This window comes from Lentzea sp. NPDC054927 (assembly GCF_053610285.1).
This window is the reverse complement of sequence record NZ_JBSGXZ010000065.1, coordinates 1-15,474: the sequence shown is the minus strand read 5'-3', so window position 1 is coordinate 15,474 and position 15,474 is coordinate 1. Positions and strand designations below refer to the sequence as shown.

12 protein-coding genes are annotated in these 15,474 nt (G+C 66.6%); all 12 read right to left on the bottom strand.

Going from position 1 to position 15,474, the window contains the following annotated elements:
- Window positions 1–91: 91 nt before the first annotated feature.
- Entirely contained in the window at window positions 92–3,577 is a 3,486-nt protein-coding gene (gene rpoB / locus ACWGE0_RS43255; RefSeq protein ID WP_319971290.1) for a DNA-directed RNA polymerase subunit beta, read from the bottom strand.
- 600 nt (window positions 3,578–4,177) lie between these two features.
- On the bottom strand, window positions 4,178–5,062 hold the full coding sequence (locus ACWGE0_RS43250; RefSeq protein WP_452266677.1) for a hypothetical protein: 885 nt from the start codon (window positions 5,060–5,062) through the stop codon (window positions 4,178–4,180).
- A 30-nt stretch (window positions 5,063–5,092) separates the two neighbouring features.
- Window positions 5,093–5,593 (bottom strand): hypothetical protein, encoded by a 501-nt coding sequence (locus tag ACWGE0_RS43245; protein ID WP_452266676.1) that lies wholly within the window; start codon window positions 5,591–5,593, stop codon window positions 5,093–5,095.
- Window positions 5,593–6,822, bottom strand: coding sequence for an MCE family protein (locus ACWGE0_RS43240; protein ID WP_452266675.1), 1,230 nt, complete (start codon window positions 6,820–6,822; stop codon window positions 5,593–5,595). Before ACWGE0_RS43240 ends, ACWGE0_RS43245 begins: the two co-directional genes overlap by 1 nt.
- A complete protein-coding gene (locus tag ACWGE0_RS43235) occupies window positions 6,819–7,958 on the bottom strand; it encodes an MCE family protein (RefSeq protein ID WP_452266674.1) in 1,140 nt (379 codons plus the stop codon). Before ACWGE0_RS43235 ends, ACWGE0_RS43240 begins: the two co-directional genes overlap by 4 nt.
- Window positions 7,955–9,121: an MCE family protein gene (locus ACWGE0_RS43230; protein WP_452266673.1), complete on the bottom strand. Its 1,167-nt coding sequence runs from the start codon at window positions 9,119–9,121 to the stop codon at window positions 7,955–7,957. Before ACWGE0_RS43230 ends, ACWGE0_RS43235 begins: the two co-directional genes overlap by 4 nt.
- Window positions 9,118–10,119, bottom strand: coding sequence for an MCE family protein (locus ACWGE0_RS43225; RefSeq protein WP_452266672.1), 1,002 nt, complete (start codon window positions 10,117–10,119; stop codon window positions 9,118–9,120). The genes ACWGE0_RS43230 and ACWGE0_RS43225 overlap by 4 nt, the downstream gene beginning before the upstream one ends.
- Complete coding sequence (locus tag ACWGE0_RS43220; RefSeq protein ID WP_452266671.1) at window positions 10,116–11,147, bottom strand: MCE family protein; 1,032 nt, start codon at window positions 11,145–11,147, stop codon at window positions 10,116–10,118. Before ACWGE0_RS43220 ends, ACWGE0_RS43225 begins: the two co-directional genes overlap by 4 nt.
- On the bottom strand, window positions 11,144–12,460 hold the full coding sequence (locus ACWGE0_RS43215) for an MCE family protein (protein ID WP_452266670.1): 1,317 nt from the start codon (window positions 12,458–12,460) through the stop codon (window positions 11,144–11,146). The genes ACWGE0_RS43220 and ACWGE0_RS43215 overlap by 4 nt, the downstream gene beginning before the upstream one ends.
- Window positions 12,457–13,266 carry an MlaE family ABC transporter permease gene (locus ACWGE0_RS43210; protein WP_086666435.1) on the bottom strand — a complete coding sequence of 270 codons (810 nt, stop codon included), beginning with the start codon at window positions 13,264–13,266 and terminating at the stop codon, window positions 12,457–12,459. The genes ACWGE0_RS43215 and ACWGE0_RS43210 overlap by 4 nt, the downstream gene beginning before the upstream one ends.
- Entirely contained in the window at window positions 13,266–14,051 is a 786-nt protein-coding gene (locus ACWGE0_RS43205) for an MlaE family ABC transporter permease (RefSeq protein ID WP_093606337.1), read from the bottom strand. The genes ACWGE0_RS43210 and ACWGE0_RS43205 overlap by 1 nt, the downstream gene beginning before the upstream one ends.
- The gene (locus tag ACWGE0_RS43200) at window positions 14,048–15,115 is read right to left on the bottom strand and encodes an ABC transporter ATP-binding protein (protein WP_452266669.1); all 1,068 of its coding nucleotides are present in this window, start codon (window positions 15,113–15,115) and stop codon (window positions 14,048–14,050) included. Before ACWGE0_RS43200 ends, ACWGE0_RS43205 begins: the two co-directional genes overlap by 4 nt.
- Window positions 15,116–15,474 lie beyond the last annotated feature (359 nt).

Below are 15,474 nucleotides of genomic sequence, written 5' to 3'. Positions count from 1 at the left end.
CTCTCTTCCCCTTTTTAGATCGGTGGCAAAGGAGCTGGTCGGAGGGTCAGCGAGGGACGCGGGAGGCATCCCTCGCTGACCTGCGAGGTGACTAGTTGACGACGTCGTCCACGGAGGGCGACTCGGACCTCGACAGGTTGATGCCGAGGTTCGCGGCCGCGCGCTCCAGGTCTTCGTCGTCGCCGTCGCGCATCTCGATCGCGGCACCGTCCGAAGACAGGACCTCGACGTTGAGGCAGAGCGACTGCAGCTCCTTGAGCAGCACCTTGAAGGACTCCGGGATACCGGGTTCCGGGATGTTCTCGCCCTTGACGATGGCCTCGTAGACCTTCACGCGGCCGAGCACGTCGTCGGACTTGATGGTGAGAAGTTCCTGCAGGGTGTATGCGGCGCCGTACGCCTGCATCGCCCAGCACTCCATCTCACCGAAACGCTGACCACCGAACTGCGCCTTACCACCCAGCGGCTGCTGCGTGATCATCGAGTACGGGCCGGTGGAACGCGCGTGGATCTTGTCGTCCACCAGGTGCAGCAGCTTCAGGATGTACATGTAGCCGACCGACACCGGGAACGGGTACGGCTCGCCGGAGCGACCGTCGAAGAGCTGCGCCTTGCCGTTCTCCTTGACCATCCGCTCACCGTCGCGGTTCGGGATGGTGGAGCCCAGCAGGCCCGTGATCTCTTCTTCCTTCGCACCGTCGAACACCGGGGTGGCGGTCTTGGTGCCGGGCTCGACGTCGTACAGCTCCTCGGACAGGTTCTTCGCCCAGTCCGGGTCGCCGTTGATGCTCCAGCCCTGCTTGGCGATCCACCCGAGGTGGGTCTCCAGCACCTGGCCGATGTTCATACGACGCGGCACACCGTGGGTGTTCAGGATGATGTCGACCGGCGTGCCGTCCTCGAGGAACGGCATGTCCTCCGCGGGGAGGATCTTGCCGATGACGCCCTTGTTGCCGTGGCGGCCGGCGAGCTTGTCACCGTCCTGGATCTTGCGCTTCTGGGCCACGTAGACGCGGACGAGCTCGTTCACGCCCGGAGGCAGCTCGTCGTCGTCCTCACGCGAGAAGACGCGGATGCCGATGACCTTGCCGTACTCACCGTGCGGCACCTTCAGCGACGTGTCGCGCACCTCGCGCGCCTTCTCACCGAAGATCGCGCGGAGCAGGCGCTCCTCGGGCGTCAGCTCGGTCTCGCCCTTGGGCGTGACCTTGCCGACGAGGATGTCGCCGGGCTGGACCTCGGCACCGATGCGGATGATGCCGCGCTCGTCCAGGTCGGCCAGGACCTCTTCGGAGACGTTCGGGATGTCCCGGGTGATCTCCTCGGCACCGAGCTTCGTGTCGCGGGCGTCGATCTCGTGCTCCTCGATGTGGATCGAGGTGAGAACGTCGTCCTGCACGAGGCGCTGCGACAGGATGATCGCGTCCTCGTAGTTGTGGCCTTCCCACGGCATGATCGCCACGAGCAGGTTCTTGCCGAGCGCCATCTCGGCGTTCTCGGTGCAGGGACCGTCCGCCAGGACCTGACCCGCCTCGATCCGGTCGCCCTCGTTCACGATGGGCTTCTGGTTGATGCAGGTGCCCTGGTTCGAGCGACGGAACTTGTGCAGCGCGTAGGTGTTGCGCGCACCGTCGTCGGCCATGACGGTGATGTAGTCGGCGGAGACCTCCTCGACCACACCCGTCTTCTTCGCGACGACGACGTCACCGGCGTCGACGGCGGCACGCAGCTCCATACCGGTGCCGACCAGCGGCGACTCGGAACGCAGCAGCGGCACGGCCTGACGCTGCATGTTCGCACCCATCAGGGCGCGGTTCGCGTCGTCGTGCTCGAGGAACGGGATCATGGCGGTCGCGGCCGACACCATCTGGCGCGGCGAGACGTCCATGTAGTCGACGTCGGTCGGGTCGATGAACTCGACCTCGCCGCCCTTCTTGCGGACCAGGACGCGGTCGTCGGTGAAGTTGCCCTCGTCGTCGGTCGGCGAGTTCGCCTGCGCCTTGACGTAGCGGTCTTCCTCGTCCGCGGTGAGGTAGTCGATCTGGTCGGTGACCCGGCCGTCGACGACCTTGCGGTACGGCGTCTCGATGAAGCCGAACGGGTTGACCCGCGCGTAGCTCGAGAGCGAACCGATCAGGCCGATGTTCGGGCCTTCCGGCGTCTCGATCGGGCACATGCGGCCGTAGTGCGACGGGTGGACGTCGCGGACCTCCATGCCGGCGCGCTCACGGGACAGACCACCGGGACCCAGTGCCGACAGGCGGCGCTTGTGGGTCAGACCCGCGAGCGGGTTGGTCTGGTCCATGAACTGCGACAGCTGCGAGGTGCCGAAGAACTCCTTGATCGCCGCCACGACGGGACGGATGTTGATCAGGGTCTGCGGCGTGATGGCCTCGACGTCCTGCGTGGTCATGCGCTCGCGGACGACGCGCTCCATGCGGGACAGACCGACGCGGATCTGGTTCTGGATCAGCTCACCGACCGTGCGCAGACGACGGTTGCCGAAGTGGTCGATGTCGTCGACCTCGACGGGCACGTCGCCACCGGCGGCGGCGTCCATCATCGTCTCACCCGCGTGCAGGCGAACGAGGTACTCGATCGTCGTGACGATGTCGTCCTCGGTGAGGACACCGGTGTTGATGTCGGTGTCCAGGCCCAGCTTCTTGTTGACCTTGTAACGGCCAACCTTCGCCAGGTCGTAGCGCTTGTCCTTGAAGAACAGGTTCTCCAGCAGGGCCTGCGCCGACTCCTTCGTGGGCGGCTCGCCCGGACGCAGCTTGCGGTAGATGTCGAGCAACGCCTCGTCGGTACCCGCGGTGTGGTCCTTCTCGAGCGTGGTCAGCAACGTCTCGCTGAACGCGAACCGCTCGCGAATCTGCTCCGTGCTCCAGCCCAGAGCCTTCAACAGCACCGTCACCGGCTGGCGACGCTTGCGGTCGATGCGGACACCGACGGTGTCGCGCTTGTCGACGTCGAACTCCAGCCAGGCACCCCGGGACGGGATGATCTTGACGCTGAAGACGTCCTTGTCCGTCGTCTTGTCGACCGCGGTGTCGTAGTAGACACCAGGGGACCGCACGAGCTGAGAGACCACCACGCGCTCGGTGCCGTTGATGATGAACGTGCCCTTGCTCGTCATCATCGGGAAGTCACCCATGAACACCGTCTGGCTCTTGATCTCGCCAGTGGTGTGGTTGGTGAACTCGGCCGTGACGAACAACGGTGCCGCGTACGTCATGTCCTTGTCCTTGCACTCTTCCGTCGAGGCCTTGACCTCGTCGTAGCGTGGGTCGGAGAAGGACAGTGACATGGAGCCGGAGAAGTCCTCGATCGGCGAGATCTCGTTGAGGACCTCTTCGAGGCCACCCGTCGGGTTCTCGTCTCCGGCGTCGATGCGGCGCTGGAACCACGCCTCGTCGCCGGTCAACCACTCAAAGGACTGGATCTGCAGGTCAAGCAGGTTGGGCGTCGAAAGCGGCTCATTAATCTTCGCGAACGAGACCCGCTTCGGCGCTCCAGGGATCCCCGACGTGGAGTTGGTCGCAGCAGTGGCCTTGGTCGCGCGAGAGATCGCCAAGATGCGTCCTTCCAGGGACAAATAGCTGGCTAGAGCGAACTAGCACGGCTGTCAAGGGTGCGGCGCTGCTCGACTAATCCACGCTCTCGGCGAAGGGCAAGCGGAAAATGGGCAGCGCAAAGGGGCAGTCTAGCCACACGCACGGCGACTGTCGAGAGGCACCTGGAAGGACCCTCCTCTTGCTCACCGACAGAGTGACCCTGCATGAGCGTGCAGTCAAGATGTCGGCGGCCGATCCACCCTCTGGATGGAGCGCCCTTCACCGTCTTTCACCCATTTGACCTGCACAAACACGCGTGCGGCCGTTTTGGTGGGAAGTTGGCGGCTTCAAGCGGACTTACAGAGCGCCACGAGAATCCGTGTGACCGAGATCACGCGTGTCGGGGCTGGCGGAGGGCGTCCCGGCGGTGCATTCCAGGCACTTCGGGGACCTCACGGGCGAAGTTGATCTTAGGGCACGGAGGTGGGGTGCCCCCAACCGGCCCGGGCCAAACGACCAGGCCGGGAAGGGCGTCGGAGTGAGCGGGCACGGCCCCGCTGGAGAGGGCACGCGGGGAGCTTTCGTACCCCAGGAGCGAGCGCCAGGGCTCCGCGTGCGGGTCAGCAGCCTTGCAGCTGGCGGTTCTGCTCGGCCGTCGCGCCGAACATCTCCATGTTGTCGATCTTCCAGCGGCCGCCGTCGTCGACCGCGCTCACGCGGAGCATGGCGGTGCCGCCGCCCGACTGGTTGTCGGTGGTGCGGGTGGTGACCTGGTCGGCGAAGACCAGGACGGTGGCGTGGCCGTCCTTCAGGGATGACACGGCTGACGAGACCACACGGACGGTCACGACGAGCTTCTGCTGCGGCGCGACCTCCTTCACCGGGCCGAACACGGCGTTGTACTGGCAGAGGGCTTTGCCGGTGAGCAGCTCGCGGGCGGCCTTCTCGGTGGCTTCGACGTCGGCGAAGTTGTAGGAGAACGACTTCTCCACGGCCTCGCGGATCTGGCCGTTGACCGCCGAGGTGGTCGCGGAGTCGACCAGGGCGGCGTCGTAGGACACCGAGCGGGACTTGACCAGGAAGAACGTGCCCAGGCCCGCCAGCAGGACCGCGATCAGCAGCAACGCCGTCGGCAGCAGCCACGCCTGCTTCGAGCCTGCCGTCGCCGGTGCCTCGGCCTCTTCCTGCTCTGCCTTCTCGAGCGACGCCTTCGAGGGCTTCGCGGCCTTCTGCTTCTTCACGGCCGGCTTCACCGCCGGCGGCGTCCACTCGACCGCTTCCGGCGCCTTGAGCTCGTCCACACCACCAGCGACCTCGTCGACAGCAGGCTCGTCGACAGCGGCACCGGCCTCGTCAGCGACCACCCCGTCGACAGCCACGTCCTCGGCCGCCACGCCCGCGGCCTCGTTCACAGCGGGATCGGAGGCGCGCCGGTGCAGACCGGCGACCTTGGGGCGGCCTCCGGCGGGCGGGGTCGGGATGGGGCGGCGGCGGGATGGGGGCACGAGCTCTCGTCCAATCAACTTCTGGCCGAATCAGACGCCCGCCCGCAGCGGGCCCAGCTGGCTCAGCTTCCAGCCGTCCTCGGTGCGGGTGAGCTTGGTCAGGTACCGGTTGATCTTGGTGACCTTCTGGCCGTTGTCCGGGGTCACGGTGCTCTCGACGACGGCGATCATCGACGCGGTGCCCGCGCGGTCGTCCAGCTCGGTGATGGCGGAGTCCAGAACCTTCGACGACGTCACGGACTTGGCGTCGACCAGCTGCTTCTTGCGCGAGTCCTTGTCCTTGTCGATCTCGGCGCGCAGGTCGCCGGTGGACGAGTTGAGCCAGCGCTGCAGGTCCTCGTCGACCTTCTTGTAGTCCAGCGTCAGGAAGTTCGTGATGCCCACCTGGCCGGAGCGCAGGGCGTCGTCGCGGGTGGCGGCGTACGAGGACTCCGACGAGTTGGACGCCGAGTACCAGGCCACGCCGAAGTACGCGGCGTAGCCGAACGTCAGGACCGCCAGCACCGCGGCGACCACCGTGAAGATCCGCACTACTTCTTCCCCTCCGGCAAACCCAGCAGCTGGCCCAGCGACGTCAGCAGCGGCAGCTCCGGGGCTGCCTGCTGGCCGGTCGGCTCCTGGCCCGGCTGCGTCGTCGCGTTGCCGACCGGCGTCGTCGGCGTTCCACCGTACGGCGCATTCTGAGAGCCTCGCACCGAGGTGGCCGATCCGCGCGCGAGAGCGCAGTAAGCCTGCGTGTTCAGCGGCGCAGCAGAGGTGTCGCTGCCTGGACGCACGGTCGTGCCCTCGTATCCGGCGGTGCACGGCATCGGGTCGAACACGTTCAGCGCGAGCCCGAAGTGCGCGGAACCGTCACCCGGCGCCACGCTGAAGCCGCCACCGACGGCGATGGGGTACGTCACCGCGATCTGTTCCAAACCATCGCGCCTGGTCACGAGGATGTTCGAGGTCGTCAGCAGGTTCGCGAAGACCACCCCGAGGTTCGGCCCGCTCTCCTTCAGCAACGCCGACACCTGCTCGGACGCCGGCGGCACCGCGACGATCAACCGCCGCAGATCGCCGTCGGACGCCTTCAGCTGCTCGGCGAGCAACCGCAGGTCACCGCTGAACGACCGGATGGCGCCGCCCTGCGAAGCCTGCGTGGCCAGCACGATCCGACCGTCCTTCAGCAGCTGCGTGGTCTGCGGCAGGTGCTCCTGAGCAGCTGCGGTGAACGCCGCGGTGTTGTCGATCAACACCTGCAGGTCGCCACCGGTGCCGCTGAACGCGTTGTGCAGCTCGTCGACGACGGTCCGCAGCGAGTCGGTGGGCACCGACGACGCGAACGCGTCCAGGTTCGACAGCAGCCCGTCGACCGGCGGCGGCGTCTTGGTCGCCGACCGCGGGATGACCGACCCGGCCTCCAGGTACGGCGCCCCGTCGCTCTTCGGCCGCAGGTCCACGTACTGCTCACCGACCGCCGACCGGTTGGCCACCACGGCCTCGGTCGCGGCGGGCACCCGCGGAGCGTCGGCGTCCAGCTCCAGGTCCACCTCGACACCGTCGGACGTCAGCCGCAACTGCCCGACCCTGCCGATCGTGACACCGCGGTACGTGACCTCGGCGTTGGTGAAGATGCCGCCCGAATCGGCGAGCTGCATCGTCACGACCGTCGACGACGACTTGAACAGGCCCACGTACGTCGCGCTGACGTACGAAATGCCCAGCAACGCGACCAGCACGAACGCGCCGATCTTGAGCTTGGTTCCCCGCGTGATCACTTGCGACCACCTCCCAGCAGCCCGCCGAGCAGGTCGCCCAGCCCGGACCCGGTGCCCTGCCCGAGGTTCGGCAGCGGGATGTTCGGCATCGGCAACGGCGTCCCCTGGCTCGGGATCAGCGAGTCGATCGGCGACTGCCGCGACCGCCCGAGGTTGTCGAGGATCGTGCCGAGGTTCAGGTCCAGATCGATGAACGCGTTGGTGTAGTCACCCTTGATGCCGTCGACCGCCTCGTCCGGGAACGGGTAGGTCAGCAGCAGCTCCAGCGACTTCGGCAGGTTCTGCCCCGACTCGGCGAGCTTCGTCAGCGTCGGCTGCAGCGCCTTCAGGTCCGCCACGATGTCGTCCCGGCTCTTCTTCACCGTGTCCGTCGCGACGTCGGAAAGGTTGTTCAGCGACTTCAGCAACGTCACCAGCTGCGTGCGCTGTTCCGCGAGCACTTTCAGACCGGGCTCCAGGTCCGTCAGCGCCACCGCGATCTTCTCGCGCTGCTGGGCCAGCGTCCCGGCGAGCCGGTTGATCGAGTCGAGCGCGCGGACGATCTCCGCCTTGTGCTTGTCCAGCTCCCCGACGAACGTGTTGAGGTTGCCCAGCAACGAACGGATCTCCGTCTCGTTGCCCTCCAACGCGGCGTTGAGCTCCTTGGTGATGTTCTGCAGCTGCGCGACACCGCCGCCGTTGAGCAGCATCGACAACGCGCCGAAGACCTCTTCGACCTCGGGGTTGCGGTTCGTCTTGTTCAACGGGATCACAGCGTTGTCGGCCAACTTGCCGGTCGCGTCCTTGGGTTTGCCCAGCTCGACGAACTTCTCACCGAGCAACGCGGACTGGCGCAGCTTGGCGAACGCGTTCGCCGGCAGCTGCACGTCGCCGTTGACCAGCATGGTGACCTCGGCGGTCCAGCCGTCGGAGCCGAGGTCGATCTTCTCGACCCGCCCGACCGGCACGTCGTTGACCTTCACACCCGCCTGCGGCACCAGGTCCAGCACGTCCCTGAACTGCGCCTTGACCCGGTACGGGTGATCACCGACGTCGGCACCGCCCGGCAGCGGCAGGTTGTAGACGCCGTCGAACCCGCCGGACCCGCAGCCCGAGACCAGCAACAACGCCGTCAGTCCCACGACCAGCTTCTTCACTGGGGCACCCCCGCGAGCGGCAGGGGCAACGGCAGCTTGCCCGCATTCAGGTCGCTGAGCACCTCGGCGGGCGACTTCAGCGGAATCGCACCGGTCAGCAACGGCTCCAGCTGCTTGCACGTCTGCGCGAGCACCGGCGGCACGTTGTTCGGCGTCGCCTGCTGGATCAGCTTGCAGATCAGCACGATCGGCGGCTGGTTCAGCTCGTTGATGTTCGCGCGGGTGTCGAGCGTGCCGGACGCCGCGTTGTACGAGTTCTGCAGGTTGCCCAGCGCCAGCGGGGCCACGTCGAGCGTCTCCGCCAGCGCGGCCCGCTGGTTCACCAGCACCTGCGTGATCGACGCGAGCTTGTCCACGTTGGACTTGAGCACCGCGCGGTTGTCCTTGATGAAGCCCTGCACCTGCTGCAACGCGGTCGCGAGCTCGTTCAACGCGGCACCGAGATCGCCGCGTTCGTCGGCGAGCATCTTCGACACGTCCGCGAGCTGCTTGTTGAAGTCGCGCACCTGGCTGTCGTTCGCGGCCAGCATCGCGGTGAACTTCTGCAGGTTGTCGACGGTCGCGAAGAGGTCCTCTTTGGACCCCGACAGCGTGCGAGTCGCCTGGCCGAGGTTCTTCAACATGTCGTTGAGCGCCTGGCCGTTGCCCTCGAGGTTCTTCGCCGCCGAGTTCAGCAGATCGGCCAACGCACCGTCGGCATTCGCACCGTTAGGACCCAGCGCGGTCGTGAGCTTGTCCAACGACGAGTACAGGTCGTCCAGCTCAACGGGCGTTGCGGTGCGCTCGCGCGGGATCACGGCGTTGTCGCCCAGCATCGGTCCACCGGTGTAGGCGGGTGCGAGCTGCACGTACCGGTCGCTGACCACGCTCGGCGCGACCACGACGGCCTGCGCGCTCTCCGGCACCCGCACGTCGCGGTCGACGGTGAAGACGACCTTGACCGTCTTGCCCTCCGGCGTGACCTCGTCGATGGTGCCGACCTTCACGCCCAGCACCCGCACGTCACCACCGGGGTAGACACCGACGGCCGCGGCGAAGTGCGCGGTGACCTTGCGCCCGTTCATGGAGGCGAAGACCCACCAGAGCCCTGCCGTCACGACCAGCGCGAGAACGCACGCGATCGCGATGAACCGGCCTACTTTGCTGTGCGCGGCAGTGGTCATCGCTGCACCCCCGGAGGCAGGCAGCCTTCCTCGTTGAACCCGACGACGCCGAGGTTCACCGAGGGCGGCAGCAGACCGCAGATGTAGGTGTCGAACCAACGGCCGTTGCCCAGGGTGTTCGCGAACACCCGGTAGAACGGCGCCATCAGCGCGAGGCTGCGGTCGAGGTTGTCCTGGTTGCGCTGCAGGATCGTGGTGACCCTGCCGAGCTGTTCCAGCGCGGGCCTGAGCTGGTTCTGGTTGTCGGCCACCAGACCGCTGAGCTCACGCGAGAGGTCGCGGGTGCCGGTCAGCAACGCGCTGATCGACTCGCGGCGCTTGCGCAGCTCGCCCAGCAGCAGGTTGCCGTCCGAGAGCAGCTTCTCGAACTCCGCGTTGCGGTCGGCCAGCGTCTTGGTCAGCTGCCGGGTGTTGTCCAGCAGCTTGGCCAGCTGCTCGTCGCGCGAGGAGATCGTCTTCGAGAGCGCGGACAGGCCGTCCAGCGCGCCCCGCACGTGCTCCGGCGAGTTCTTGAAGGTGTCGGACAGGACCGTGAAGCTGTCCGCGAGCTGCTTGGTGTCGATCTGACCGACGGTGGTCGCGAGTCCGTTGAAGGCCTCGTTCACGTCGTACGGCGCGAGCGTGCGTTCCTTCGGGATCGGGTCACCCGGCGACAACGGCGCGCTCCCCTGCGGGTCGAGCGCCACGAACTTCTGGCCCAGCAACGTCTTGATGCGGATCATCGCGGTCGTCCGGTCGCCCACCCAGGCGTCCTTGACCTTGAACGTCACCCGCACCCGGTCGCCGTTGAGCTTGACCTTGGTGACCTTGCCGACCTTCACGCCGGCGACGCGGACCTCGTTGCCCGGCACCAGACCCGCTGCCTCGCTGAAGTCCGCGGCGTAGGCCGTGCCACCGCCGACGATCGGCAGGTCGTCGGAGTAGAACGCGGCCAGCAACACCAGGACGATCAACGTCAGGCTGATCGCGCCGGTCCTGATCGGGTTGCTCGTCTTCATCGGCGGCACCTCTGCTGTGTCACCGGCAACGCCGTGATCGGAATCGGGTTCGGGATGACCGGCGGCACGGCGACCTGACCGCTGGCCTCGCACAGGTAGAAGTTGAACCACGAGCCGTAGGTCGCGGTCCGCGTGATCGTCTCCAGCTTGTTGGGCAGACGCTGCAACATGCGGTCGACGAGCACCTCGTTGTCGCCCAGCGTCTTCGAAACGATGCCGAGCTGCGCGATGTCGTTCTTCAACGGTTCGCGGCCCTGTTCCAGCAGGCCGGCGGTGGCGTTGGTCAGGTCGCCGAGCGCGGTGATCGCGTCACCGATCGGCTGGCGGTCCTGCGCGAGCCCGGAGACCAGCGACTGCAGCGTGACCACGAGGTTGTTGAAGTCCTCGTCGCGCGAGTTGACGGTGTCCAGCGCGGTGTTGAGGTTGTCGACGACCTCGCCGATGACCTTGTCCTTGCTGGCCAGTGTGCTGGTCAGCGACGCCGTGTGCTGGAGCAGGCTGTCGATCGTGCTGCCTTCTCCCTGCAGCACCTGGATGATCTCGAACGACAGCTTGTTCACGTCCTCCGGCGACAGGGCCTGGAAGAGCGGCTTGAAGCCGTTGAACAGCACGGTGAGGTCGAGCGCGGGCTTGGTGCGCTCCAACGGGATCGTGCCGCCCTCAGGCAGCACCGCCCTGGTGTCACCGGTGCCGGCCTCCAGCGCGATGTACCGCTGTCCGACCAGGTTCCGGTACTTGATCGTCGCGGTGACCGCCTCCGGCAGCTTGCGGTCGCCGTCGATCGAGAACGCCACCTCGGCGGTCTTGCGGTCGACGACCTTGATCTCGTCGACCTGACCGACGCGGACACCGGCGATGCGGATGTCGTCGCCCTCGTTCAACGCGGTGGCGTCGGTGAACCGCGCCTTGTACTCCGTGGCACTGGCCAGGTTCACGTTGGCGATGGTGACCGCGAGCAGCGTGGTGGCGAGGATCGTGACCACCGCGAAGGTGATCAGCTTGAGCAGCGGGGAGAGCACGCCTTTCACTTGACCGTCACCTCCGTTCCGCGCACGAGCGGCCCGAGCAGCAGGCTCGACCAGCCGGGCATGTCCTGCGGGTCGACGCCGATGCGCGGTCCGAACAGCGCCGCGATCAACCTGGCCTCCTCCGGCGAGTTGGCGAGCCTGAGCACGTCCGCGGACTGCGGCACCGTCACGTTGCCGGCGTTGGCGGGCGGCAGGATCCCGTCGTTAGCGACGCGGGCGGGCGGCGGCGAGCTGGAGCCGTCCTGCACCGGGCCCTCCGGCGGGTACTGCGGGAACGGGTTCGGGCGCGGCACCAGGTCGTAGCAGCGGGGTCCGCGCTTGTCCCGGTACTCGGGCTCGTCGAGGTTCGGCTTGTACTTGCCGCGGTTCTGCGTGATCTCCAGCGTGATGTGCAGGCCGGGCTCGTTGGTGCCCTCACCGAACGCCTTGCTGATCACCGGCTCGAACTCCGCGAGCCCCTTGAGCAGGCACGGGTACTCGGGCGCGTACTTGGCCAGCAGCTCCAGCGTCGGGCGGCCGGTGTCGGCGAGCGCGATGATGTTGTTCTTGTTGACCGTGACGAAGCTGGTGACGTCCTGCGAGGTCGTGGTCAGCGACCCGTACAGCGCGAGCAGGTTGTCGCGCTGCTCGACGACGGTCTTGGTCGTCGTGGTCATGTCGTTGAGCGCCTGCAACAGGTCCGGCGCGGCGTCGGCGTAGACGTTCGAGACGTCCGCGAGCTTGGAGATGTTCTCCTTCAACGCGGGCAGCTGCGGGTTGAGCTCGCCGAGGTACTTGTCGAGCGACACCAGCGTCTGACCGAGCGGCTTGCCTCGGCCGTCGAGCGCCTGCGACAACGCGGTCAGCGTGGTCGCGAGCTTCTCCGGCTGGATCGCCTGCAGCACCGGCATCAGGTTGTCGAGCACGCGTTCCAGCTCGATCGCGCTGCTGGTGCGGTCCTGCTCGATGACCGCGCCCTCCTTGATGGCCGCGTTCTTCTGCTGCGGCAGCACGAGGTTCACGTACCGCTCGCCGAACAACGTCTTGGGCAGCAGGCGCGCGCTGACGTTGGCGGGGATCTCGTTGACCTTGTCCGGCAGCAGCGCGAGCTCCAGCTCGGCACCGTCGCCGCTGGTGCGGACGGCCTTCACCGAGCCGACGATCAGGCCGCGCACCTTGACGTCGCTGGCCGTCTGCAGCTGGTTGCCGATGTGGTCGGTCTTGAGCGTGACCTTCACGTACTCACCGAAGGCGTCCTTGTACAACGCCACCGTGAGCGACAGGAACATGGCGATCGCGAGAAGAAAGGCGATGCCCAGCACGCGTTTCTTCATCCCGCGATCCTCACCGTCGTCGTAGCACCCCAGATCGCGAGGCTGAGGAAGAAGTCCAGCAGCGCCGTCGTCACGATCGCGGTCCGCACCGCGCGTCCCACGGCCACACCCACGCCTGCCGGACCGCCGGAAGCGCGGTAGCCGTAGTAGCAGTGGGTCATGATGATCACGACCGCGAACACCAGCACCTTGCCGAACGACCACAGCACGTCGATCGGGGGTAGGAACAGGTTGAAGTAGTGGTCATACGTACCCGCCGACTGCCCGTAGAACTCGACAGTGATCGTTCTGGCGGCCAGGTAACTCGTCAGCAGGCCGATCACGTACAGCGGGATGATCGCGACGAAGCCCGCGATGATCCGCGTGGTGACCAGGAACGGCAGGCTGGGGATGCCCATGACCTCCAGCGCGTCGATCTCCTCGGAGATCCGCATGGCGCCGAGCTGGGCCGTGAAGCCGGACCCCACCGTCGCACTCAGTGCGAGACCTGCGACCAGCGGCGCGATCTCGCGGGTGTTGAAGTAGGCGGACACGAACCCGGCGAACGCGGACGTGCCGATCTGGTTGAGCGCGGTGAAGCCCTGAAGGCCGACGACCGTGCCCGTGAACACGGACAGCCCGACCATCACACCGATCGTGCCGCCGATGACCGCGAGCGCGCCGGAACCGAAGCTGACCTCGGCCAGCAGCCGCATGGTCTCCTTCGAGTACCGCTTGAGCGCACGCGGCGTCCAGGCCAGCGCCTTGATGTAGAACGCCAGCTGGTCGCCGAATCCGTCCAGAGTGGACAGCGCCTTGTTCGCCATCAGCTCCCCTTCGCGGGCACGACCTGCAGGTAGATCGTGGTGAGGACGAAGTTGACGAAGAACAGCAGCAGGAACGTGATGACCACGGCCTGGTTCACCGCGTCACCCACGCCCTTCGGCCCACCGGCCGGGTTGAGGCCCCGGTACGCGGCCACGATGCCCGCGATGAACCCGAAGATCAGCGCTTTGAGCTCGCTGATCCACAGGTCGGGCAGCTGCGCCAACGCGCTGAAACTCGCGAGGTACGCGCCGGGCGTGCCGTCCTGCATGATCACGTTGAAGAAGTAGCCACCGAGCACGCCGACGACGCTCACCATGCCGTTGAGCAGCACGGACACCAGCATCGCCGCCAGCACCCGCGGCACCACGAGACGGTGGATCGGACTGACGCCGAGCACTTCCATGGCGTCGATCTCTTCGCGGATCTTGCGAGAACCGAGATCAGCACAGATGGCCGAGCCACCCGCACCCGCGATCAGCAGCGCCGTCACGATCGGGCTGGCCTGCTGGATGATCGCGAGCACACTGGCCGCGCCGGTGAACGACTGCGCACCGATCTGCCGCGTAAGACTTCCCAGCTGCAGCGCGATGACCGCACCGAACGGGATGCTGACAAGAGCCGTCGGCAACACCGTGACGCTGACGATGAACCAGCTCTGCTGGATGAACTCCCGAAGCTGGAACGGCCGCCGGAACGTCGTCCGCACGACGTCGATCCCGAGCTGGCACAGCTTCCCGGTCTCCCGCAGCGCACCAGCGCCGGGGAACGAGGTCTGCGTGGTCACAGAACACCACCCTGCCGAGGCCACGGGCTGGGCGAAGGCGCTGCCGCAGGTGCCCCGGCATGCACGCCGTACCGCACCTGCTCCTCAGCGGTGAGGCTCTCGATGATCCCCTGCTGAGCCTGGTAAGGCAGCTGGTGAATGATCGACATGACCCGGTCCTTGCGCCGCCGGACAGCATCGCGGAACGGCAGCCCCGGCGTCGGCTCGATCTGCGGGATGATCCCCCGCACGTCCTCCGACGTGGAGCCGTCCGAGTGCCCGGCGTCCGCATGCGCCTGCTCGGCCGCCATCGTGGCCGTGTCCTTCTCCTCGGACATGCCGATGGGCCCCAGCCGCCGCCCGTTGAGGAACTGCTCGACCACCGGCTCGTCGCTGGTCAGCAACACCTCACGCGGCCCGAACATGACAAGCTCGCGCCGGAACAACATCCCCAGGTTGTCCGGCACGGTCCGCGCAATGTTGATGTTGTGCGTGACGATCAGAATCGTCGCGTCGATCTGCGCGTTGAGATCGATCAGCAACTGACTCAAATACGCCGTGCGAACAGGATCGAGCCCGGAGTCCGGCTCGTCGCACAAAATGATCTCGGGGTCGAGCACCAGCGCCCGCGCCAGCCCAGCACGCTTGCGCATACCGCCGGAGATCTCACCGGGGAGCTTCTTCTCCGCACCGACGAGACCGACCATCTCCATCTTCTCGAGGACGATGCGCCGAACCTCGGCCTCCGTCTTGCGAGTGTGCTCCCGCAACGGAAACGCGATGTTGTCGTACAGGTTCATCGACCCGAACAACGCACCGTCCTGGAACAGCACGCCGAACATCTTCCGGATCTCGTACAACCGGTGCTCAGAACACCGCACCAGATCCGTGCCATTAATAATGATCTTGCCCTGCTCCGGCTTGAGCAGCCCAACCAGCGACTTCAAGAACACACTCTTACCGGTACCGGAAGGACCGAGCATCACGCTGACCTCACCGGGCGGCAGCGTGAGCGTGACGTCCTGCCAGATGGTCTGCTTGCCGAAGGACTTGGTCAGACCCTCGACGACCACCTCGACGCCCATCCGCACCTCCGCACACGCCCGAGGACGCCGCGGCGATCGGCGTCACACCTGGGCAACGAGTTCGTTCGCGGCAGGTTACTCACCAGTTGGCCTAACGGCGGTTGCGTTCCGATAACGCCACGCTGCGTGACCTCGCAAAACGGTCACGACCCCCTAGACCACTGCCTGACAACCGGGAATTCCGAGACCCGCGTGACTCCAATCACACCGCCCAAGATCACCCCCGATGCCGCAGCCGAGGCGACCCGAAGGCGAAGCCGAGGCGTCTTTAGCTTTTCTCGTGTGGTTCCGGTGGGGGTCCCCGTCACGAGTCGTGCCACAGCTCTTGCCGCGCACGAGGAGGGGTGGGGAAAACCAAC

What these genes read in the sequence shown, in the direction of transcription:
- ACWGE0_RS43230 (WP_452266673.1), bottom strand. Translation starts at nt 9,121, where the DNA reads ATGACCACTGCCGCGCACAGCAAAGTAGGCCGGTTCATCGCGATCGCG.
- ACWGE0_RS43215 (WP_452266670.1), bottom strand. Translation starts at nt 12,460, where the DNA reads ATGAAGAAACGCGTGCTGGGCATCGCCTTTCTTCTCGCGATCGCCATG.
- ACWGE0_RS43210 (WP_086666435.1), bottom strand. Translation starts at nt 13,266, where the DNA reads ATGGCGAACAAGGCGCTGTCCACTCTGGACGGATTCGGCGACCAGCTG.
- ACWGE0_RS43225 (WP_452266672.1), bottom strand. Translation starts at nt 10,119, where the DNA reads ATGAAGACGAGCAACCCGATCAGGACCGGCGCGATCAGCCTGACGTTG.
- ACWGE0_RS43200 (WP_452266669.1), bottom strand. Translation starts at nt 15,115, where the DNA reads ATGGGCGTCGAGGTGGTCGTCGAGGGTCTGACCAAGTCCTTCGGCAAG.